The following is an 18,594-nucleotide window of genomic DNA, read 5'->3' on the forward strand; positions in this document are numbered from 1 at the left end:
TTACTACCGATTCAATGAAAAAATTCTTCGCATCACTACTCAGCATCAGCACACTCGCTGCCAGTATTTTCACCGCCCCCGTCGCCACAGCACAAAATCTGCCAGCTCCAACGATCGCCGCGAAATCCTGGCTGCTGCTCGACGCCACCAGCAATCAGGTCATCGCCTCGCAAGATCCGACACTGCGCATAGAACCGGCCTCGCTGACCAAGATCATGACCGCTTATCTGGTGTTCACGGCTATTAAAGAAAAAAAACTCGATCTCAACCAGAGCGTGAATGTCTCGACCCGCGCCTGGAAGGTCGATGCCAGCAGTTCAAAGATGTTTATCGAACCCAACAAGCCCGTCACCATCAATGAATTGCTCTATGGACTGATCGTTCAGTCTGGCAATGACGCGGCGGTAGCCCTGGCCGAGGCAGTCGCTGGTAGCGAAGACGCCTTCGTCGTACAAATGAATCGCGAAGCAGATCGTATCGGTCTCAAATCCAGTCATTTCGCTAATCCGCATGGCTTGCCCAGCCCGGAAAACTATTCAACCGCCCAGGATTTATCCACGCTGGCAGCACGCCTGATCGCTGACCACCCAGAATTTTATAAAACGTATTACTCAACGAAGAGCTACACCTACAACAAAATCACCCAGCCAAACCGCAACCGCCTGCTGTGGCTGGATCCAACTGTCGACGGCATGAAAACCGGTCACACCGAAGCCGCAGGATACTGCCTGATCTCGTCATCCATCCGCCCCAACGGCACAGGCCAGCGCCGCCTGATTTCTGTGGTAACCGGCACAGCCAGCGATCAGGTACGTGCACAGGAAAGTCTCAAACTATTGAACTGGGGCTTCCTGAATTTCGATACAGTCAAACTCTATGAAAAAGGTCAGGCAATCGCCACACCAGAAATCTGGAAAGGCACTCAGGCCCAGATCAAAATCGGCTTTAACAGCGATCTGTATGTGACACTGCCAAAAGGCGCTGCAGCCAAGCTAAAACCTGCACTCGAACGCAAAGACCCGCTGGTCGCACCGATTGCCTTGAACGGTAAAGTCGGCACCGTAAAAATGATGTTAGACGGCAAACCGATTGCAGAATTTCCTGTGCTGGCGCTGGAACAAGTCGATCAGGCAAGTATCTTCGGACGCGCATGGGATTCGCTGCGATTGCTGTTTAAATAGTCCGGCCTTACGCAAAAACTAAAACCTCTCACCACAGAGACACGGAGAAAAGGTAAGAGTAAGCGGTTCAATAGAATGTTTATATAAAAACAAATCCGCAAGCTGAGTGCGCCTCTTGGCACGAAAAACGCTTAGAAACTTTATCCAACCTGTGGATTCGATGCCTATGGTAGTAAACAGCTTATCGTTTTGCGTAAGTACTGGTAGTAAGAAAAAAGAACAAGAGTGAAAATTATCTTGTTCTTTATCCAATCTGATAACGTAAAATTTCTCTAAAGTCCAAATATTTTTAAATCACCTTGTTTGATTGCAGCTAAATATATTTTCATTTTCTGACGAACGTCATCCGCTTCAGCAGGCGTCAATAATTTCATCGTTCTAGATTCCAAAGAGTCTTCACATGATCCGGCGTATACACACATCACTTGCATGTCTAATGCATCCTTACTACAGTCTCTGCCCAGATCACACGCTGCCAATCTCAACGCAACCGCGCTAGTATCTGCCTCGGGTGGCTTACCCGAATTTTGCTGGTTTATTTTCTTTGCGTCCCAATACACTTGCATAGAATCGACTAACGCCATAATTGCATCTGGTTCTTTGGATTGAAGAACTTGCTTAGCAAGCTTGACGGCATCTTCTTCATTTTTATGCGTAATAAACAGCTCATTCGCTTGTACAGCCGCAATCGAATTACTCCCTCCATTGATTGCACTTTCTTGAACCTGCTTTAATTGAGCTCTGTATTGTGTTGGTGTAAATTCTTTGAATCCCGCACATTTTCCAAAAAGACGTTGGTTCATCGCATCCTGCTCTTGGGTCAGACCTGGAAGCGGCTCTGGTTGCGACACAAATATATCTCTATTGGTAGATAGTAAATAACGTGAGCAAAAGTCAATCGCTTTCCATGCGAAGAATTTTTCCGTGGGGTTATTACTAAGACGATATTTTGTAAACAAACTATGTAGATCTCTCGTGCTTTGATACTCACTAGATATAGCTAATACAGAAGTCAAATCAAATACTTCTTTTTGCTGCACGCCCCCTGATGTCAACAATCGCCCGCCATCTTTATCTGACGATTGTTTTATGTTCGCAATTGAGTGCTCCTTAAGCTTAATTTCCGAAACTGGTTGAAATGACAGGTATAGAACTACGCCCAAAAAAACTGACGCAAGGCCTATAAAAAATTGTCTTGATTTCATATTGCGCTCTCAAAATTGAATGTGAGGCAAACTGTTAGCAATGCCTCACGTTAATAGAAATAATTTTGATCTATAAATCAAGCGAAGTTTGGGCGCAATACGGACCCCGAGATAAATAATTTGGGAAGCTACCTAGGCTATCTGCAACCCAAAAATCTGCCGTCGTATACGTTGGACTTCCGCCGTCAACACTAACGCTACCGGTTACAGACTCCCAGTGTCCAGTAACATTTAAGTAGCTTGATGTAAGATTTTGATTGCCTGAACAACTTACAGTATTGCGAATATTATCTAAATAACTAGATAAATTCTCAAGTGCCGGTACAGTAAACTGGAAGTTACCCATGTACACTTTTGTTACTTTAGTACCGTCAGCATAAACAAATACAATTCTGTCTTTTGGCTTTAATTTGCCACTCAAGTAAGCAGGCAGTAAGACCGTACGCATTGCAGCCCCTGCACCCGGATGTCCAAGTTCCTCATCCTCTGAAGCGGAAATATTTCTATTATTTCCGCCAAAAAGTGCGACTGAAACAGGTCCCCATGTTGTAGCCGCTATTACAAAAATTGGGATAATAAGAAAAAGCAAAAACCACTTAGATTTACGTAAATGAGTCATTTCTAGTTCCTTTATAAAATGTTTGCAGAATTACAAACATTTATATGGAAACACAATTTACATAACCATTCAACAACTTTTTTATCATTTTCATCATAGAAATGTAGTCAATAAGTAAATTTACACTACATATTTACATCCGATTCATTCCTAATTTGCATAACCTTAGACTAGCTTCTGTGTAAAAATTTATGCATTCCCTTTTTCATCACTCCATAACCGGCCACATCATGAATGATCCTCTTGTTTATCTGAACGGCAGTCTGACGCCACTCTCTGATGCCAAAATCCCTGTGCTTGATCGTGGCTTTATTTTTGGTGATGGTATTTATGAAGTGATTCCGGTGTATGGACGCAAGATGTTTCGCGCTGACCAGCATCTGGCGCGCTTATTTCGTAGCCTGGCGGCGATCGGTATTCCAAATCCGCATGACAGGGCGAGCTGGCTGGCGCTGATTGCGCAGGTCATGGATGCCCATCCTGCTGACGATCAGATGGTGTATCTGCAAGTCACTCGTGGCGTGGCGAAACGTGCGCATGCGTTTCCTCAGGAAGTCGTGCCGACGGTTTTTATCATGACCAATCCGATTGTGCTGCCATCGGACGCGGTGCGCGCCAAAGGGGTGACTTGCGTGTCGATGGAAGACAAGCGCTGGTTGCGGTGCGAGATTAAGTCGATCTCGTTGCTGGGTAACGTGCTGGCAGCGCAAAACGCGGCGGAGCACGGTGCGACCGAGAGCATCCAGTTTCGCGATGGCTTTTTGACCGAGGCATCAGCGTCGAATGTCTGGATCGTCAAGGGCGGCGTACTGTCGGGGCCGCCAAAAGATAATCTGATACTGGAAGGTATCCGTTACGGCCTGATCGAAGAACTGTGCGCGGCGAATGGCATCGACTTGCAAGCGCGCAAAATCACACGTGAAGAAGTGTTCGCTGCCGATGAAGTATTGCTATCATCCGCAACCAAAGAAGTGCTTGCTGTCGTGAAGTTAGACGAGCAGACTATTGGAAAAGGCGTTCCCGGCCCCATCTATCAGACACTGTATGCGGCTTACCAGCTAGCGAAAGCCGCTTAATTTTCTAAATAATTACTATGTCAAACCAAATCCTCCCCCCTGTCGATCCTGCCGAAAGCCTGATTGAGTATCCAAGCGAATTCCCGATCAAGATTATGGGGGTAATGCACGATAACTTCGCGCAAACCATGGTGGAATTGGTGACATCGCACGATCCGACTTTTCATGCAGGCAAATTGGAGATGCGCCCGTCATCAAAAGGCACCTATCTGGCGCTGACCGTGACTGTCTGGGCTGTCAGCCGTGAACAATTGGATAATCTGTACCGCGAATTGTCTGCGCATCACATGGTGAAAGTCGTTTTGTAAAAAAAGGACTCTCTGCATCAGATGATTTGTATTTGCATCTTTATCTGATCATGACCATACTCCGCCTCAGTATAATTTAGCCCACTACGCCAATTAAGCGGAGTGGGCTATTTTTATATATCGCATCAGGGGAGTATGTGCTTTGACGCGATGAAACCTGTGATCAAACCGGGTTCGACTCAGTTATACGTCTTATCCGGCGTCACATATGCTGGCAAACCCAGTAACTCGCGCTTCAGTGTGTCTTGGACTGGCTGATCGCCGAGCCAGATGCGGAAAAATACGCGGGCAAACTGATCGCCTTGCAGCACGGTTCCTAACTGGGTTTTATTCACGTAAGCGCTCGATCCAATACCAGGCACATAGTCAAAGGTAATCGTATCGCCATTTTTCACCATGGGAATAGTGCCAAACACCTGACCAAACGAAGCCATCTGCATGGTCACATCAGCAAGATCTTTTTGACTATTATTTTTGCGCATGCCTTTCAGCATCGCTGCAGCCAGCTCATTGACGTCGATGTCGCGCAAAATATGCAGTACCATTTTGCGCGGACCGCTGGCAATCACCTGCGCTGGATTATCTGTTTTGGCCGGGACATACAAGGCGGCGACATAGGCTTTAGCAAACAAGACCGAACGCACGCCCGTACCGTTCAACACCAACTCCTTGCTTCCTAGTGTCACCTGATTGGCAATCTTGATCTGCTGGATTTCGACCGCATGACATGGCAACACAGCAAGACATAAACTCAGGGAGGCAATACCGGAAAAGATACGTAATGAAAACGATGTCATCATAGAGAGTCAAAGTGAATTTAGAGAGAATGCTCTATTATCATCTAAAACCCTTTAAAAAATGACAAATTTGCAAAACTTCACGTTGTGCAATGCAGAATGACCGCCGTGCGGATCATCGTCACTATCTCTCACCGCACTCCTTACTTACCAATTTCCTCCAGCAACCAGGCCCGAAATGCCTTGACCTGCGGCTTCTCCATGGCATGCGCCGCGTAAACGAGGTGGTAGGACACCGGACTTGGGATAGCGATATCAAATAAACGCACTAGCAAACCGCTTTCTATATCTGGCCGCACAATCGCATGCCGCCCCAGAGCAATGCCCTGCCCGTCCACCGCGGCACGCGACAGAATTGAGGCATCCTGAAACACCAGCCCGCTGGTCGGCTCCTCGTTATCCAGACCCGCTGCACGGAACCAGGGTTCCCACGGCTCCTCATCACAACGCAGCAAATGGGATGATGCCAGCTCAGCAGGTGTTTTAGGCAGTTGTCCTCCATGATAGTAGGGGCTCACGACCGGGTAATAATAATCACCCATCAGCAGCTCGCTCACCAGTCCCGGATAATTACCCAGACCAAACCGGATCCCGATATCAATCGACTCACGACTAAAATCAGAAAGCTGATTACTGGACTGCAAACTCACTTCCAGATCAGGATAATGCTCAATAAATCGCCCCAGTCGCGGCGATAGCCAGCGCGCGGCAAACGAAGGCAATGCCGTGATCGCCAGCCGTGGCTGCTGCTGCCGTACTTTTAGCGTCTCGGCGGCTTTGGCAATATCACCCAGTGCTGTGCGTATCGTGTTGGCGAACTGCTCGCCATCCGGCGTAATCGCGATGCGCTTGCCATGACGGGTGAACAGCGCAACGCCCAATTCCTCCTCCAAAGCGCGGACCTGATGACTGATTGCACCATGCGTCAGATGTACTTCATCTGCAGCACGTGAAAAATTCTGGTGTCGTGCCGCCGCCTCGAACGCGCGCAGTGCTGCCAAATTAGGCAAGCGCCGAAAATCACTCATCGCCTTTTGAACTCCGTTTTGTTGTGAATCAAACGCATTGCAATCACATCCTCATGTGAATTAAATTAGCAAACAATTCAAAAATTACTCGTTTTGCATATCCAATTTGAGCGCCTACAATGCTCTTATCGCAGCGCAACAAATGATTTTCACTCTCTACAAATCACAATGACGCTGATTTTAATGCCTTAAAGCAAGGAGTTTTGAAATGACAAATAATTTCGCAAAACCATCTTACACCATTCCTTCCGGTGACACCGTTTCCGGCACACTGGAACAAGCACGCCGCATCGAGATCGCCTGCGGTCGCGTCTGGTTGACGATTGCCGGTGAAGAACATGATTTCTGGTTATCTGCCGGTGACGCAGTCAATCTGCCGGCAAACCGCCTGATCGTGATCGAATCGGATCAGCAGGCAAGTTTGATTGAATTATCCGACGTCGTTGAAGCAACTACCGGATCAAGCGAGCGTCAACATGCGTCACTGAACGTAGCCAGCTATTTGCAAAAATTGTCGCAAAAGCTGCGCGACCAGGTATTTGCCTGATTCTCTGCAATGGCGAACGGCAAGGGCGCGAAATGTTAAACTAGCGCCCTATGCCAGAAAATCGTTCAGAACCCCATTCAGAAACCAGCCTGTCTTCAAACGCGCCAAGAATCCTGCGCCGCGGTCTTGAAGATTATCAAGCCAGCTTCGATGCGATGCGCGCCTTTACCGATGCGCGCATCGCCGATACCCCCAATGAATTCTGGATCGTCGAGCATCCACCCGTGTTCACACTGGGTCTTGGTGCGGATCAGTCGCATGTTCTGGCGCCCAATCACATTCCCGTCGTACAAACCGATCGCGGTGGCGAAGTCACTTACCATGGCCCCGGCCAGGTCGTGATTTATCTCATGATGGATCTGCGCCGCAGTCATCCCAAGGCACGTCTGTTTGCCCGCGAATTTGTGAATAAGATAGAACAAGCCGTGATCGACACCCTGGCAGCGTATAATCTTGCTGGTGAGCGTAAGGCTGGTGCGCCGGGCATCTATGTCAGTAATGGCGAATTTGCCGGAGCCAAAATTGCCGCACTGGGACTCAAAGTGCGTGGCAACGGCTGTACGTATCACGGCGTGTCATTGAACGTCGACATGGATCTGACGCCATTCTCCTGGATCAATCCTTGCGGCTATGCAGGTCTGGCCACCGTCGATATGAAAACGCTGGGTGTCTGCGCAGCACTGGCCGATGTCCAGAACACCCTCGCTCACCATTTGCAAGACCTTTTGACTTCGTAATTACTCAGCACCATGACAACCGAAAACACACCCGTCTCCGCAGCAACGACCACCGCATACGATCCGACTGAGAAACAAAAAGGCGCCAGCAAAACCGCGCGTATTCCAATCAAGATCGTCCCGATGGAACGCCTGCCAAAACCAGACTGGATCCGTGTTAAAGCCGGTTCGCCGACCACACGCTTTTACGAAATCAAAGACATCCTGCGCGTTAACAACCTGGTAACCGTCTGCGAGGAAGCCTCCTGCCCGAACATCGGCGAATGCTTTGGCAAAGGTACGGCGACTTTCATGATCATGGGCGACAAGTGCACACGCCGCTGCCCGTTCTGCGACGTCGGTCACGGCCGTCCCGATCCGCTCGATGTCAATGAGCCACTGAACCTGGCGAAAACCATCGCGGCGCTCAAACTCAGCTACGTCGTGATCACCTCTGTCGATCGTGATGATCTGCGTGATGGCGGCGCGGCCCATTTTGCAGAGTGCATTACCAAGATCCGCGAATTGTCACCATCAACCCGCATCGAAATCCTGACACCGGATTTCCGTGGCCGCATGGACCGCGCCCTGGAAATTCTGAATATGGCACCACCTGATGTCATGAATCACAATCTGGAAACCGCACCGCGCCTCTACAAAGAAGCACGCCCGGGATCAGATTATGAGTACTCGCTGAACCTGCTCAAGCGTTTTAAAGAACAGCATCCCAACACACCGACCAAATCCGGCATCATGGTTGGTCTGGGTGAAACCGACGAAGAAATCCTGCAAGTCATGCGCGACATGCGCGCCCACAATGTCGATATGCTGACCATCGGTCAATACCTGGCACCAAGCGGACATCACCTGCCGGTGCGCCGTTACGTGCATCCCGATGTATTCAAAATGTTTGAAGAAGAAGCCTACAAAATGGGCTTCGCCCACGCAGCGGTCGGTGCAATGGTCAGGTCGTCGTACCATGCAGATCAGCAAGCGCATGGCGTTGGTGCTCAATAGCCTCATTCGCAAATTAATTAGGTAAGATTTTACTTAGTAAAAATCTAAATTCACTTTTAGCATGAGACAAATCTGATCCTAAGTTCATCTCCATATTGCTCATAAAATTAGAACACTCACATCACGTGAACAAATTCTTTTGTGAGCATTTCATAAAGCATTGAAGATATAAAGGCGTTAACGAGAATATTAATTTCAAAAAAATGATAGGAATAATCCTGTTGTTTTTGGACCATCTCGTAATTACTAGACCGATACATTTGTATTTTAAATTATTATCAATAACCATCAAATGCTAGCAAGGTTTCGCGTAATAATAATTATATGCTATCTATTCAATCTATTGACAAGCGGAGAGAGTCAATCTCTATCGCAACTCCAGCGCAACACAAAACAGAGTTAGGGCAATTCCTGACTCCAAGCATAATTGCCAAGTTCATGGCTGGACTTTTCAATCCGTTAAAAGATAAAGAAATTCGTATACTTGACGCAGGAGCAGGCATTGGCACACTCACCGCGGCTTTTGTAGAGCGTGCCGCATGCGAAAACGTCGCTTCGCTCAATTGTGAAGTGTGGGAAATAGACACTCTGCTAGCGGATGAATTAAGAATCACTATGAATGAATGTGGTTTAGTCATGAAAGGTTCTGGTTCGAAATTCAGCGAAACTATAGTGTTTGAGGATTTTATTGAATCATTCAACAACCTATTCTCAGCAAAAAAACTCGCTAGTCATACTCACGCGATTTTGAATCCACCGTACAAGAAAATTAACTCTAATTCGTCACACCGATTCGCACTAAGAGCACTCGGAATTGAAACTACAAACTTATATTCGGCATTTGTAGCATTGGCACTCATGGCACTAGATGACGATGGTGAATTGGTTGCGATTACACCGCGTAGTTTTTGTAATGGAACCTACTTTAGGCCGTTTAGAGAACTGATTTTTAGAATAGCCACGCTAGAAAAAATTCATATCTTTGAATCCCGCACCGATGCATTTAAGGTAGATGATGTCCTTCAAGAAAATGTAATTTTTCACTTAAAAAAAGGAAAAAAACAAGGTGCTGTAACAATAAGCTCGTCAACTAATGCAACTTTTACCGACTTAAAGGAGCGTGTTATTCCGTTCGGTCAAGTTGTATTTCCTGGCGACAAAGAAATGATCATGCACCTAGCATGTGAAGATGAGTCACAAAGTGCCATCGAAACAATGGAGTGCTATACAAAGACACTTGAAGAAATCGGCGTATCGGTTTCAACAGGACCAGTAGTCGATTTTAGACTACGAGAACATCTTTGTGATCAATTAAAAGACGGTGTAGCGCCATTAATTTATGCACACCATTTTGATCAAGGATTAGTAGTCCACCCCAAAACTGATGCGAAAAAACCAAACGGAATCTTGATCTGCGAATCGACAAACAAATGGCTGATGCCGATTGGGAATTATCTCGTAGTCCGCAGATTATCCTCAAAAGAGGAAAAGCGGAGAATCATTCCCGCTATTTTTAATGCATCCCATTTTGACGATCAATTAGTCGGATTCGAAAACCATTTAAATGTCTTCCATTTCCAAAAAAAGGGACTCCCACTAGAAATCGTGAAAGGCCTTGCGATCTACTTGGGATCAACATTTACAGATAAGTGGCTCCGGCGATTTTCAGGTCATACTCAAGTGAACGCTGGGGACTTACGTGCGCTTCGCTATCCTGATATCGAAACACTTGCCAAGTGGGGGAAAAGCATAAATACAGCTCTCCCGTCACAAACCGAGATTGATGCAATTGTCGAAGGAAAAAATGACTAAAATTGAAGAGGCAATCAGCATTATTGCTGCGCTAGGTTTTCCGCGAGCGCAACAAAACGAGCGTTCTGCACTTGCGTTACTTGCACTAATTCAGCTCCATGAAAAAGGATCATGGAAAAGCCTAAAAAATCCACTTTTAGGGGTGCGTGCGATTCTAGATTTTGCTCGAAATGTATATCACAAGCCATATGCGGAAAATTCGCGAGAAAGTTTTCGAAAAGAGTCGTTACATCAGTTTGTTGCCGCTGGATTATGCCTACAAAATCCTGACAAACCTTCACGAGCTCCCAATAGCCCAAATTGGTGCTACCAAATTGCTCCTGAAGCAAAGACTTTACTAGAAGCCTTCGGCGCAAAAAAATGGCCTAAGAAACTCACTGAATATTTGGATGGCGTGGAGACTTTAGTAGACCGCTATAAGAAATCGAGGGATCTTACATTGATACCTTGTAAGTTACCAGACGGCGCTAGTTTTGAAATGTCCCCAGGATCTCATAGTGAACTCATCAAAGAAATAATCGAACAATTCGCTCCACGGTTCGCTCCTGGGAGTAAGGTCTTATATGTCGGAGACACTGGAAATAAAGGTGTAGTTCACGACGAAATGTCATTAGAAAATCTTGGTATTTCAGTTCATGAACGAGGGAAAATGCCAGATGCGATCTTATATCTTGAAAACAAGAATTGGCTCTACCTCTTAGAGAGTGTAACAAGCGTTGGGCCGGTGGATGGCAAACGTCATGCCGAACTAACTGAGTTATTTGGAAAATCATCCACAGGGTTAGTTTTCGTAACAGCATTCCCGAGTCGCGAACTTATGGCTCGATTTCTCGCTACGATCGCATGGGAAACTGAGGTTTGGGTTGCAGACAATCCCGATCACCTTATCCATTTTAATGGTGACAGATTTATGGGGCCGCACGACAGTGCCTCAAGTAAATAAACCACATACTAAAAACACTGCAAAATAAATAATATGACCGAACAAAATACTCAATTGATGCAAGAAGTCAACGATGCCCGAAACGAAATAAAAACTGACACTTATCAAATGAGTATTGGTGAAATTATCAGCTTGTATCAAGCTGGCGATATCAATCTTGCTCCGGCTTATCAGAGGTTATTTCGCTGGAAAGACGAACAAAAAACAAACTTTATAGAATCGCTAATTATCGGAATACCAGTTCCTCCAATTTTTGTCGCTCAAAAAGAAGATGGGAAATGGGATATTGTTGACGGTGTACAGCGAGTTTCTACGATTTTGCAGCTGACTGGAGATCTGAATGGACAAAAACTATTCGACCTCACAAGTTGTAAATATTTGCCATCAATAGAAGGACTTACATGGGAAACCTTACCAGCAGAAATTCAAAGACTCATCAAAAGATCCAAACTTACGTTGAATATCATTCTGACTAAAAATAGTATTAAAGCGCAATATGAGGTATTTCAGCGCTTAAATACTGGGGGACTGCATCTTTCGGAACAAGAGATTAGAAACTGCTTAATCATTATGTCTAACGAAAATTTTTACAATGAAATTAATAGATTCAAAGATGATGCTGGATTCAAAGGTATTACACTTTTAAGTACCGAGCAAAACGAACAAGAATTTAGAATGGAGTTAATCCTAAGGTATTTGATTGCAAAATACAGGAAGACGAACTTTGAAGAATATAAACTTCATTCAATGTTAGTTTCTGAGTTTATTGATTCTGAAACCTTAGCCCTAATTAATGATCCCCACTTCAACCTCACGTCTGAACTTGAAATACTTCAAAGAACTTCTGATTTACTTTTCACAAAATTAGGTCCCACAGCATTTGCAAAATATTGGATTGATAAGCAATCATTTGACAATAAATTCAATCTTCAGGTCTTTGAAGCGCTGTTACCCGGTTTAGCTAGCAACATCGACAGACTTGGAAGTAAGTCGACAACTGAGCTAAAGGAAATCATAAAGGGACTATGCTGCCAACCCAGCTATGTTCTTGCAACTGGACGAGGCATCAAAGCGTTGAAGAGATTTAAAGACCTTACTGATCTTTCCTTTCAATACTTTGGGACAGTTTAGTTTATGGGGCTCGACAGTTTTTTAGACGGTTTAGACAATGACCTAGCTTGGCGGAAAAAGGAAATCTCTGAGTTGCAGATGCTATGTAAGAGTAACGTTAATGAAATTTTATTGAAGTCATTGTTGTTGATGCTGTATGCACACTGGGAAGGCTTTATTAAAAATTCGTCAAAACAGTATTTAGCTTATGTGAGTGGACTTAGAATTGACATTGGAGCGTTGACATTAAATTACAAAACTATTTCGATGAAAGGGATTATCGCTCAATGTTATGAAACTCGTGATAAACCATCCTTACATAACGAATTGGATTTCGTCGAACGCTTTATTGAAAAAGACAACGCAAAATTTCAACTTGGCTCAAATTTAAGTAAAGAAAAAGATAAATCTATCATCGATACACGCGATAATCTCTCATCGGAAGTTTTTTTTAATTTATGCAAAGTTGTTGGCTTTTCAGAAAAGAGCTGCATAAGGACAAAAAAACGCCTACTTGACGAACATTTTCTAAACAATAGAAATGCCATAAGCCATGGTAGCAAATTGGAAGGATTAGATTCCGATGAATTTAACTTAGATCACGAATCAGTTTTTAAATTGAAAGATCTTATATTTAAAATTATGTCATCATACCAAGATGATTTAAAAGAGTATGCTCAAAGTCAGCTTTACCTTAGAGAAAAGACAGATATTAAGAAATCATATGACTTAAAAAGTGACTTAAGTTTAAAAAATGAGTTAGATACATCATCATGATACAACATGAAAAAAATCCCCGGCAATCACTAAAAACGACCGGGGATTTTTTTTAGTCACTTAGCGTATTAACGCGCTTGAGTCTCTAGCTGAGCTGGCACAGATCCTGGCTGCAACTGCTCAAATACCAGCATCGATAATTGCGACAGACTGTCTTTATCAATATTGCCTGACAGCGCGTAGCCGAACTGGCCGTCTATCCAGTAAAACACACTGACCTGACCTTCTTTGAGATAACGAAAACCCGTGTCTTTGTTACTCTTGTTTTCGTTTGATGCATACAGGGTCAAACGCAGACCCGAGGCGTTCTGGTACATAAATTGCGCCACGGGTCCGGAGCTGCCAGGCAGCAAGCGACCACCGACCAGCTCATAGCCTTTTGCGCTTAGTTTCGGCGGCTTGAGCGGGCTACCGAGTCGTTTCGATAACCACTTAACCAATTGCTCTTCCTGATCCGAGCCGACCTCGACCGGACGCTTGACGTCTGGTGTGTAGACCACATGCGCAATGGCGGCGCGATGGGGCAGACTATCGCTCTGATTGTCCGCCTGATTACCTGCGGAATGACCCTGCTCATTGATTGCCAAGGTCGCGGTCTGCGTTGCATGCAAATTCCAGCCAGCAAGGCCTCCACCGGTACCACAGATCACCGCGAATAGAACGCCTGCGGCGATCCGTTGCAGAGACCCGTGCGATAAAAAGGAGTGCTGGCTTTGAGTTGATAATTTTTGTGCAGACAATTGCTCTTGCAACCTCAGCGGAATTGGCTCATCGAGTACGTCATCCATCATCTGGTGGATTCCGGCATTCTGGGATTGGTAAGCTTGCACTCTCAGCAGATCTTCAGGATGCTCTGCCAGCCATTGCGCGACTTCGTGCCGGCGGGCATCAGATAAGGCATCATCGACGTAGGCGTGCAAATCGCTTTCAGAGATGCTCGGAATAGACGGCGACATCATTTAACAACCTTTAATGTGGGTAATGTTCCAGAATTATTTTTATGCGTTTGAGGCATGTCATTGGTCGCCATCAATAGCCGCAATTTTTCGCGTCCGCGACTCAGGCGCGACATGACAGTGCCGAGCGGAATATCCAAGGCCAGCGCGATCTCTTTGTAATCCATCTGCTCCAGCGAGACTAGCAATAACACTGGGCGCTGCTCTCGCGGCAGCATGCGTAAAGCAGTATGCAAATCATGCATCTCCAGACGGTCACTTTGTGTTGCACGAGTCGAACTCTCTGCCGTTTCCTGACCGTCTGCGTTGCGACTACCCTCTGTCGCTTGCTCGATGTCGATCAGTTGCAAGGAGCCTTGTCTGACCTGCGTGACATACAGGTTGTGCATGATGCCAAATAACCATGGCCGGATGTCACCGCCTGCGCGCCATTGTGCACGCTTCAGCCATGCGCGCTCCAGCGTGTCTTGCACTAGATCATCGGCAAGTACTCTATCTGCCACCAACGCCCGCGCATAACGTCGCAGGCGTGGCAAGCAGTCGGTCATTAACGCGGTGATATCAGGTAATGCCATTGACGGTAGCGTCCTTAGTTTTTAATGACGTGCCAGATTTCTTTCACATTATCGCCAGTGCGATCGCCCTCTTGCTTATCTTTTGCAAACATATACAGCGGCTTGCCTTTGTATGCCCATTGCTTGCTGCCATCGTCACGCGTGATCACGGTGTAATCGCCACTACCAGTCGCACCGGTGGCTGCCGTCAATGCAGGCCAGAGTGTCAGACAGGCGTCGTTACAGACGCTTTTGCCGTTACCGGCGACATCTTTATCAAAAGTGTACAGCGTCATGCCAGCCTGACTCACCAGAATATCGCCGGATTTTTTGACCGGCACATCGGCGGCTAATGCAACACTAGCGAGCGAAAGAGAGGTTAGCAGAGTGGCTACCAGGTGTGAAATTTTCATCATATCTCCAGATTCATCATTGAGTTCGTCGTTAAATTCATTCATAACAAGAGCGTTACAAATGGGTATACGTAAAAACTCAGGAATTTATTCCAGCGACAGACAATTCATTTGGATGACAGCCGTTGCAAACAAACATGCCGAGGCGATCATGCGGACGATGCAAGGAGATCAGGCATTACAGTCGTTGCGGTCGTTGCGGTCGTTGCGGTCGTTGCGGTCGTTATGGTCATTATTGTCGTTTTAGTTACAGCGCAGACTTTTTACAAGACTACCGAAAACAAGCTTATGCCGTGAGAACGCGAAAAATGAAATTCAGTGCAACCAATACCAGCAATCCGGCAAAAGCAATCTGTATGGTGTGCTCGCGCAAATGCCGTCCGATATAGCGCCCTGCCAGCATACCCAACGCCGAACTCAGCATAAACAACGCCGTGAACTCGGGTGGAATCACCGCGCCATGCATGACCGCACTAGCCACGCCTGCGCTTCCCACCAGCGCAATTACCAGCAAAGACGTCGCCACCGCCCCATGCATGCTGAGATTCGTATAACGGCGCAACATCGGCACTATCACAAAGCCACCGCCGACACCGAGCAATCCTGTCACGAATCCTGCGATGCCACCGATACCGGCAATCACCAGGCTGGTTGTCAGCGTCCAGTCAAATCGCCCCGTCGCATGATTAATACACAAAAGCGGCGGTGTTTGCGCATCTGCCGGACGCAATGCTGCCTGCGCAGAATGCTTGAACAGACGCACAGCAACGATCAGCAAAATCCCGGCAAATAAAGTCATCAACCAGCTCTGTGGCAATGTCTGTGCAGCCAGGACACCGACAGTCGTCAACGGCATTCCCACCAAGGCCATCACAATCGCGGCACGGTAGCGCACCAGCTTTTTGCGAAATCCCTCCACCGTACCGACCAGTGCACCGGCAGTGACCGCCAGTAAGGCAACCGGCATCGCCTGCTGCATTTGCCATCCCATCGCCTGCACCAGCGCGGGAACAGCAATGATGCCGCCGCCAGCGCCAATCAAGCCCATGACAGCACCGACAATCAGACCAATGAATAAGGCAACCAGAATGCTCATGTTTGATGACAATAGGATTGAGAATAACTTGCTTCCAAGATGAAGAATGGCGGGTGATTCGTCATCGGATTAGGACGATTAGGACAAAAAACTACGAACGCTGACGCTCCAGCCAGTTAGCCAAATTAAAGAGTCCCATCCCGGCCAGCATCGCAATGACGAACACCAGCCCCTTCGCCACACCGGCACCCAGCAACACCATCGCAGGTCCCGGACAGATTCCAGCCAGCCCCCAGCCGGCACCGAACAACAGACTGCCGATGATCAACCGGCGGTCGATCGAAGTACTGGCCGGTATCATCAAAGGCAAACCCAATAACGATTTTTGCCAGGCCCCAACGAACGCAAACATCACGCTGGCGACCACAATCGCCCCCGCCATGACCAGTGCCAGAGACGGATCCCAGCTACCTGTTAGATCCAGAAATCCTATTACTTTCGCCGGATCAGCCATACCGGCAATAATCAGGCCGATACCAAAAATCAAACCGGCAATCCAGGCAAATAAAATCATCATCATGCGACTCCCGCACTATGCGGCATTACGTACTGCAAACCATGCCGGACAAGGTATACCACCACAAATCCCGATCCCATAAACGTCATCGTCGCCACCAGCGAACGCAGAGAAAAACATGACAAACCGCATACACCGTGACCGCTGGTACAGCCGGATCCGTAACGCGTGCCGACACCGACAAGCAGACCCGCAATCACCACCGTCAGCCAGTCAGCATCGATCGTCGCGACGGGCAGCGCTACAAACAGACGAAACAGCAACGGCGCCATGATCAGACCAGCGACAAACGCTGCACGCCATTGCCACTCGCCGCGCGCAGGCTGCAACAGACCTGCAACAATCCCGCTGATACCCGCAATACGACCATTAAAGCTAATCAATAAAGCGACCGCCAGGCCAATCAGGGCGCCGCCTATCAGAGCTGTCCAAGGGGTAAATACTTGCCATGCAATCGTCATCCGAATATCCTTTTCATCATATACTCCCCATTAGTTTATGAAAAATATGCCTCAATCCGCTTTATTTATTAGGCATCAAAAATATACTCGCCCCAAGTATGCATTATTTAGGGCAATATAAGGTGTACATCAGCTCCAGCAGATGCAAGACTTTAGGATCGGCGACCGAATAATAAATACGCTTCCCATCACGGCGCGTATCAACCAAACCCTCAGCACGCAACACACCGAGTTGCTGCGACAAACTAGGCTGATGGAGGTCAAGCAATTCTTCCAGCTCACTAACGGATTTCTCTCCCTGACTGAGCTGACATAGCAAAAGCAAACGATCCTCGTTCGCCAGGGCACGCAAGGTGCTGGTAGCGGCCTGCGCCGCAATGCGCATTTGCGCAATCTCAATGACTTGATCAGTTGGCATAAAAAATTAAAGCAATGTATTTGACTACATTCTATGTTTTGATATTATGTAAGTCAATATATTGTTATTGAGTAGAATATGAAACCCATAACCAACACCCCGACGGCAACACCTCCAACTGAGGCGCATATTCAGGCCTTCTTTGACAAAACTACGTTCACGGTCAGCTATATAGTCTTCGACAGGGTTGGGGGACATGCTGCCATCATCGATAGCGTGCTCAATTACGACCACAAATCCGGACGTACCAGCACCACGTCTGCGGATCAGATACTGGACTTTCTCCACGCTCATCAATTGACCTCAGACTGGATTTTAGAAACCCATGCTCACGCCGACCACCTGTCTGCGGCGCACTATCTGCAAGAAAAAATCGGCGGCAAGATCGCCATCGGCGCGCATATTCATCAGGTGCAAAAAGTATTTAAAGCCTTGTTCAATCTGGAACCCGGCTTTGCGGTTGATGGTTCGCAATTCGATTATCTGTTTGCTGAAGACGAAGAGTTTCAGATCGGCGACCTGACAGCCAGGGCGCTGTTTGTCCCCGGTCACACGCCTGCCGACATGGCATATCAGATCGGTGATGCGGTTTTTGTCGGTGATACTTTATTCATGCCGGACGTCGGCACAGCACGATGTGACTTCCCGGGTGGCGATGCCCGAATGCTGTATCGGTCAGTCAAAAAGATATTAGCGCTGCCAGAGCAAACCCGCCTGTTCATGTGCCATGACTACCCGCCAGACGAGCGTGACGTGCAATGGATGTGTACGGTGGCAGACCAGCGTCACAACAACATTCATGTGCATGACGGTATCAGCGAAGACACCTTCATCACCATGCGTACCGAACGCGATGCGGGTCTTGACATGCCGGTACTGATTTTGCCATCGGTACAGGTGAATATTCGTGCGGGCGCACTGCCGCCAAAAGAGGATAACAGCATACGTTATTTGAAAATTCCGCTGAATGGAATTTAGGTATTACAGATGCGAATTCAGTACGCAAGCAAGATCCTAAATTTAACTATTCGGGACATGAAGCT

22 protein-coding genes are annotated in these 18,594 nt (G+C 47.0%); 11 read left to right on the forward strand and 11 right to left on the reverse strand.

Annotation, left to right across the window (positions count from 1 at the left end; all coding sequences use genetic code 11):
• The first annotated feature begins 14 nt into the window (after positions 1-14).
• The gene (locus ACO0K4_RS01000; RefSeq protein ID WP_422954737.1) at positions 15-1,181 is read left to right on the forward strand and encodes a D-alanyl-D-alanine carboxypeptidase family protein; all 1,167 of its coding nucleotides are present in this window, start codon (positions 15-17) and stop codon (positions 1,179-1,181) included.
• A 272-nt stretch (positions 1,182-1,453) separates the two neighbouring features.
• On the opposite strand, the gene ACO0K4_RS01005 is transcribed toward ACO0K4_RS01000, so the two are convergent.
• Together ACO0K4_RS01005 and ACO0K4_RS01010 are read right to left on the reverse strand one after the other, a co-directional pair.
• Complete coding sequence (locus ACO0K4_RS01005; protein WP_422954738.1) at positions 1,454-2,386, reverse strand: hypothetical protein; 933 nt, start codon at positions 2,384-2,386, stop codon at positions 1,454-1,456.
• Between the two features lie 70 nt (positions 2,387-2,456).
• On the reverse strand, positions 2,457-3,005 hold the full coding sequence (locus ACO0K4_RS01010; protein ID WP_422954739.1) for a hypothetical protein: 549 nt from the start codon (positions 3,003-3,005) through the stop codon (positions 2,457-2,459).
• Between the two features lie 230 nt (positions 3,006-3,235).
• On the opposite strand from ACO0K4_RS01010, the gene ACO0K4_RS01015 reads away from it, so the two are divergent.
• Positions 3,236-4,081, forward strand: coding sequence for a D-amino acid aminotransferase (locus tag ACO0K4_RS01015; RefSeq protein ID WP_422954740.1), 846 nt, complete (start codon positions 3,236-3,238; stop codon positions 4,079-4,081).
• A gap of 17 nt (positions 4,082-4,098) precedes the next feature.
• Positions 4,099-4,389 carry a DUF493 family protein gene (locus ACO0K4_RS01020; protein ID WP_422954741.1) on the forward strand — a complete coding sequence of 97 codons (291 nt, stop codon included), beginning with the start codon at positions 4,099-4,101 and terminating at the stop codon, positions 4,387-4,389.
• 179 nt (positions 4,390-4,568) lie between these two features.
• Here ACO0K4_RS01020 and ACO0K4_RS01025 read toward each other — a convergent pair whose 3' ends face one another.
• A complete protein-coding gene (locus ACO0K4_RS01025; RefSeq protein WP_422954742.1) occupies positions 4,569-5,189 on the reverse strand; it encodes a chalcone isomerase family protein in 621 nt (206 codons plus the stop codon).
• Between the two features lie 140 nt (positions 5,190-5,329).
• Complete coding sequence (gene gcvA / locus ACO0K4_RS01030) at positions 5,330-6,214, reverse strand: transcriptional regulator GcvA (protein ID WP_422954743.1); 885 nt, start codon at positions 6,212-6,214, stop codon at positions 5,330-5,332.
• Positions 6,215-6,422: 208 nt separating this feature from the next.
• Between gcvA and ACO0K4_RS01035 the strand changes: the two genes are divergently transcribed.
• From ACO0K4_RS01035 to ACO0K4_RS01065, 7 genes are all read left to right on the forward strand, one after another.
• Positions 6,423-6,761 carry a DUF2917 domain-containing protein gene (locus tag ACO0K4_RS01035; protein WP_422954744.1) on the forward strand — a complete coding sequence of 113 codons (339 nt, stop codon included), beginning with the start codon at positions 6,423-6,425 and terminating at the stop codon, positions 6,759-6,761.
• 50 nt (positions 6,762-6,811) lie between these two features.
• Positions 6,812-7,498 (forward strand): lipoyl(octanoyl) transferase LipB, encoded by a 687-nt coding sequence (lipB, locus tag ACO0K4_RS01040; RefSeq protein ID WP_422954745.1) that lies wholly within the window; start codon positions 6,812-6,814, stop codon positions 7,496-7,498.
• A 12-nt stretch (positions 7,499-7,510) separates the two neighbouring features.
• Complete coding sequence (lipA, locus tag ACO0K4_RS01045) at positions 7,511-8,494, forward strand: lipoyl synthase (protein WP_422954746.1); 984 nt, start codon at positions 7,511-7,513, stop codon at positions 8,492-8,494.
• A 324-nt stretch (positions 8,495-8,818) separates the two neighbouring features.
• A complete protein-coding gene (locus ACO0K4_RS01050; protein ID WP_422954747.1) occupies positions 8,819-10,306 on the forward strand; it encodes an Eco57I restriction-modification methylase domain-containing protein in 1,488 nt (495 codons plus the stop codon).
• Complete coding sequence (locus ACO0K4_RS01055) at positions 10,299-11,249, forward strand: BsuBI/PstI family type II restriction endonuclease (RefSeq protein WP_422954748.1); 951 nt, start codon at positions 10,299-10,301, stop codon at positions 11,247-11,249. The genes ACO0K4_RS01050 and ACO0K4_RS01055 overlap by 8 nt, the downstream gene beginning before the upstream one ends.
• A gap of 33 nt (positions 11,250-11,282) precedes the next feature.
• The gene (locus ACO0K4_RS01060) at positions 11,283-12,380 is read left to right on the forward strand and encodes a DUF262 domain-containing protein (protein WP_422954749.1); all 1,098 of its coding nucleotides are present in this window, start codon (positions 11,283-11,285) and stop codon (positions 12,378-12,380) included.
• A 3-nt stretch (positions 12,381-12,383) separates the two neighbouring features.
• Positions 12,384-13,136: an MAE_28990/MAE_18760 family HEPN-like nuclease gene (locus ACO0K4_RS01065; RefSeq protein ID WP_422954750.1), complete on the forward strand. Its 753-nt coding sequence runs from the start codon at positions 12,384-12,386 to the stop codon at positions 13,134-13,136.
• Between the two features lie 68 nt (positions 13,137-13,204).
• Here ACO0K4_RS01065 and ACO0K4_RS01070 read toward each other — a convergent pair whose 3' ends face one another.
• The 7 genes from ACO0K4_RS01070 to ACO0K4_RS01100 form a co-directional block, all read right to left on the reverse strand.
• Positions 13,205-14,095: an anti-sigma factor family protein gene (locus ACO0K4_RS01070; protein WP_422954751.1), complete on the reverse strand. Its 891-nt coding sequence runs from the start codon at positions 14,093-14,095 to the stop codon at positions 13,205-13,207.
• A complete protein-coding gene (locus tag ACO0K4_RS01075; protein WP_422954752.1) occupies positions 14,092-14,667 on the reverse strand; it encodes an RNA polymerase sigma factor in 576 nt (191 codons plus the stop codon). Before ACO0K4_RS01075 ends, ACO0K4_RS01070 begins: the two co-directional genes overlap by 4 nt.
• Positions 14,668-14,681: 14 nt before the next feature.
• A complete protein-coding gene (locus ACO0K4_RS01080) occupies positions 14,682-15,059 on the reverse strand; it encodes a hypothetical protein (protein WP_422954753.1) in 378 nt (125 codons plus the stop codon).
• 286 nt (positions 15,060-15,345) lie between these two features.
• Positions 15,346-16,149 carry a sulfite exporter TauE/SafE family protein gene (locus ACO0K4_RS01085; protein WP_422955409.1) on the reverse strand — a complete coding sequence of 268 codons (804 nt, stop codon included), beginning with the start codon at positions 16,147-16,149 and terminating at the stop codon, positions 15,346-15,348.
• A gap of 97 nt (positions 16,150-16,246) precedes the next feature.
• Positions 16,247-16,672, reverse strand: coding sequence for a DUF6691 family protein (locus ACO0K4_RS01090; protein ID WP_422955410.1), 426 nt, complete (start codon positions 16,670-16,672; stop codon positions 16,247-16,249).
• Positions 16,672-17,133 (reverse strand): YeeE/YedE family protein, encoded by a 462-nt coding sequence (locus ACO0K4_RS01095; protein ID WP_422954754.1) that lies wholly within the window; start codon positions 17,131-17,133, stop codon positions 16,672-16,674. Before ACO0K4_RS01095 ends, ACO0K4_RS01090 begins: the two co-directional genes overlap by 1 nt.
• A 103-nt stretch (positions 17,134-17,236) precedes the next feature.
• Positions 17,237-17,551 carry a metalloregulator ArsR/SmtB family transcription factor gene (locus ACO0K4_RS01100; RefSeq protein ID WP_422954755.1) on the reverse strand — a complete coding sequence of 105 codons (315 nt, stop codon included), beginning with the start codon at positions 17,549-17,551 and terminating at the stop codon, positions 17,237-17,239.
• A gap of 78 nt (positions 17,552-17,629) precedes the next feature.
• On the opposite strand from ACO0K4_RS01100, the gene ACO0K4_RS01105 reads away from it, so the two are divergent.
• Positions 17,630-18,529 (forward strand): MBL fold metallo-hydrolase, encoded by a 900-nt coding sequence (locus ACO0K4_RS01105; RefSeq protein ID WP_422954756.1) that lies wholly within the window; start codon positions 17,630-17,632, stop codon positions 18,527-18,529.
• Positions 18,530-18,594: the final 65 nt, after the last annotated feature.

The organism is Undibacterium sp. RuTC16W (assembly GCF_049339445.1).
GTDB lineage: Bacteria > Pseudomonadota > Gammaproteobacteria > Burkholderiales > Burkholderiaceae_D > Undibacterium.

Excerpts from the sequence above, each read along its gene's own strand:
- ACO0K4_RS01000 (WP_422954737.1), top strand. The coding sequence starts at position 15 with ATGAAAAAATTCTTCGCATCACTACTCAGCATCAGCACACTCGCTGCC.
- ACO0K4_RS01005 (WP_422954738.1), bottom strand. The coding sequence starts at position 2,386 with ATGAAATCAAGACAATTTTTTATAGGCCTTGCGTCAGTTTTTTTGGGC.
- ACO0K4_RS01010 (WP_422954739.1), bottom strand. The coding sequence starts at position 3,005 with ATGACTCATTTACGTAAATCTAAGTGGTTTTTGCTTTTTCTTATTATC.
- ACO0K4_RS01015 (WP_422954740.1), top strand. The coding sequence starts at position 3,236 with ATGAATGATCCTCTTGTTTATCTGAACGGCAGTCTGACGCCACTCTCT.
- ACO0K4_RS01020 (WP_422954741.1), top strand. The coding sequence starts at position 4,099 with ATGTCAAACCAAATCCTCCCCCCTGTCGATCCTGCCGAAAGCCTGATT.
- ACO0K4_RS01025 (WP_422954742.1), bottom strand. The coding sequence starts at position 5,189 with ATGATGACATCGTTTTCATTACGTATCTTTTCCGGTATTGCCTCCCTG.
- gcvA (WP_422954743.1), bottom strand. The coding sequence starts at position 6,214 with ATGAGTGATTTTCGGCGCTTGCCTAATTTGGCAGCACTGCGCGCGTTC.
- ACO0K4_RS01035 (WP_422954744.1), top strand. The coding sequence starts at position 6,423 with ATGACAAATAATTTCGCAAAACCATCTTACACCATTCCTTCCGGTGAC.
- lipB (WP_422954745.1), top strand. The coding sequence starts at position 6,812 with ATGCCAGAAAATCGTTCAGAACCCCATTCAGAAACCAGCCTGTCTTCA.
- lipA (WP_422954746.1), top strand. The coding sequence starts at position 7,511 with ATGACAACCGAAAACACACCCGTCTCCGCAGCAACGACCACCGCATAC.
- ACO0K4_RS01050 (WP_422954747.1), top strand. The coding sequence starts at position 8,819 with ATGCTATCTATTCAATCTATTGACAAGCGGAGAGAGTCAATCTCTATC.
- ACO0K4_RS01055 (WP_422954748.1), top strand. The coding sequence starts at position 10,299 with ATGACTAAAATTGAAGAGGCAATCAGCATTATTGCTGCGCTAGGTTTT.
- ACO0K4_RS01060 (WP_422954749.1), top strand. The coding sequence starts at position 11,283 with ATGACCGAACAAAATACTCAATTGATGCAAGAAGTCAACGATGCCCGA.
- ACO0K4_RS01065 (WP_422954750.1), top strand. The coding sequence starts at position 12,384 with ATGGGGCTCGACAGTTTTTTAGACGGTTTAGACAATGACCTAGCTTGG.
- ACO0K4_RS01070 (WP_422954751.1), bottom strand. The coding sequence starts at position 14,095 with ATGATGTCGCCGTCTATTCCGAGCATCTCTGAAAGCGATTTGCACGCC.
- ACO0K4_RS01075 (WP_422954752.1), bottom strand. The coding sequence starts at position 14,667 with ATGGCATTACCTGATATCACCGCGTTAATGACCGACTGCTTGCCACGC.
- ACO0K4_RS01080 (WP_422954753.1), bottom strand. The coding sequence starts at position 15,059 with ATGAAAATTTCACACCTGGTAGCCACTCTGCTAACCTCTCTTTCGCTC.
- ACO0K4_RS01090 (WP_422955410.1), bottom strand. The coding sequence starts at position 16,672 with ATGATGATTTTATTTGCCTGGATTGCCGGTTTGATTTTTGGTATCGGC.
- ACO0K4_RS01095 (WP_422954754.1), bottom strand. The coding sequence starts at position 17,133 with ATGACGATTGCATGGCAAGTATTTACCCCTTGGACAGCTCTGATAGGC.
- ACO0K4_RS01100 (WP_422954755.1), bottom strand. The coding sequence starts at position 17,551 with ATGCCAACTGATCAAGTCATTGAGATTGCGCAAATGCGCATTGCGGCG.
- ACO0K4_RS01105 (WP_422954756.1), top strand. The coding sequence starts at position 17,630 with ATGAAACCCATAACCAACACCCCGACGGCAACACCTCCAACTGAGGCG.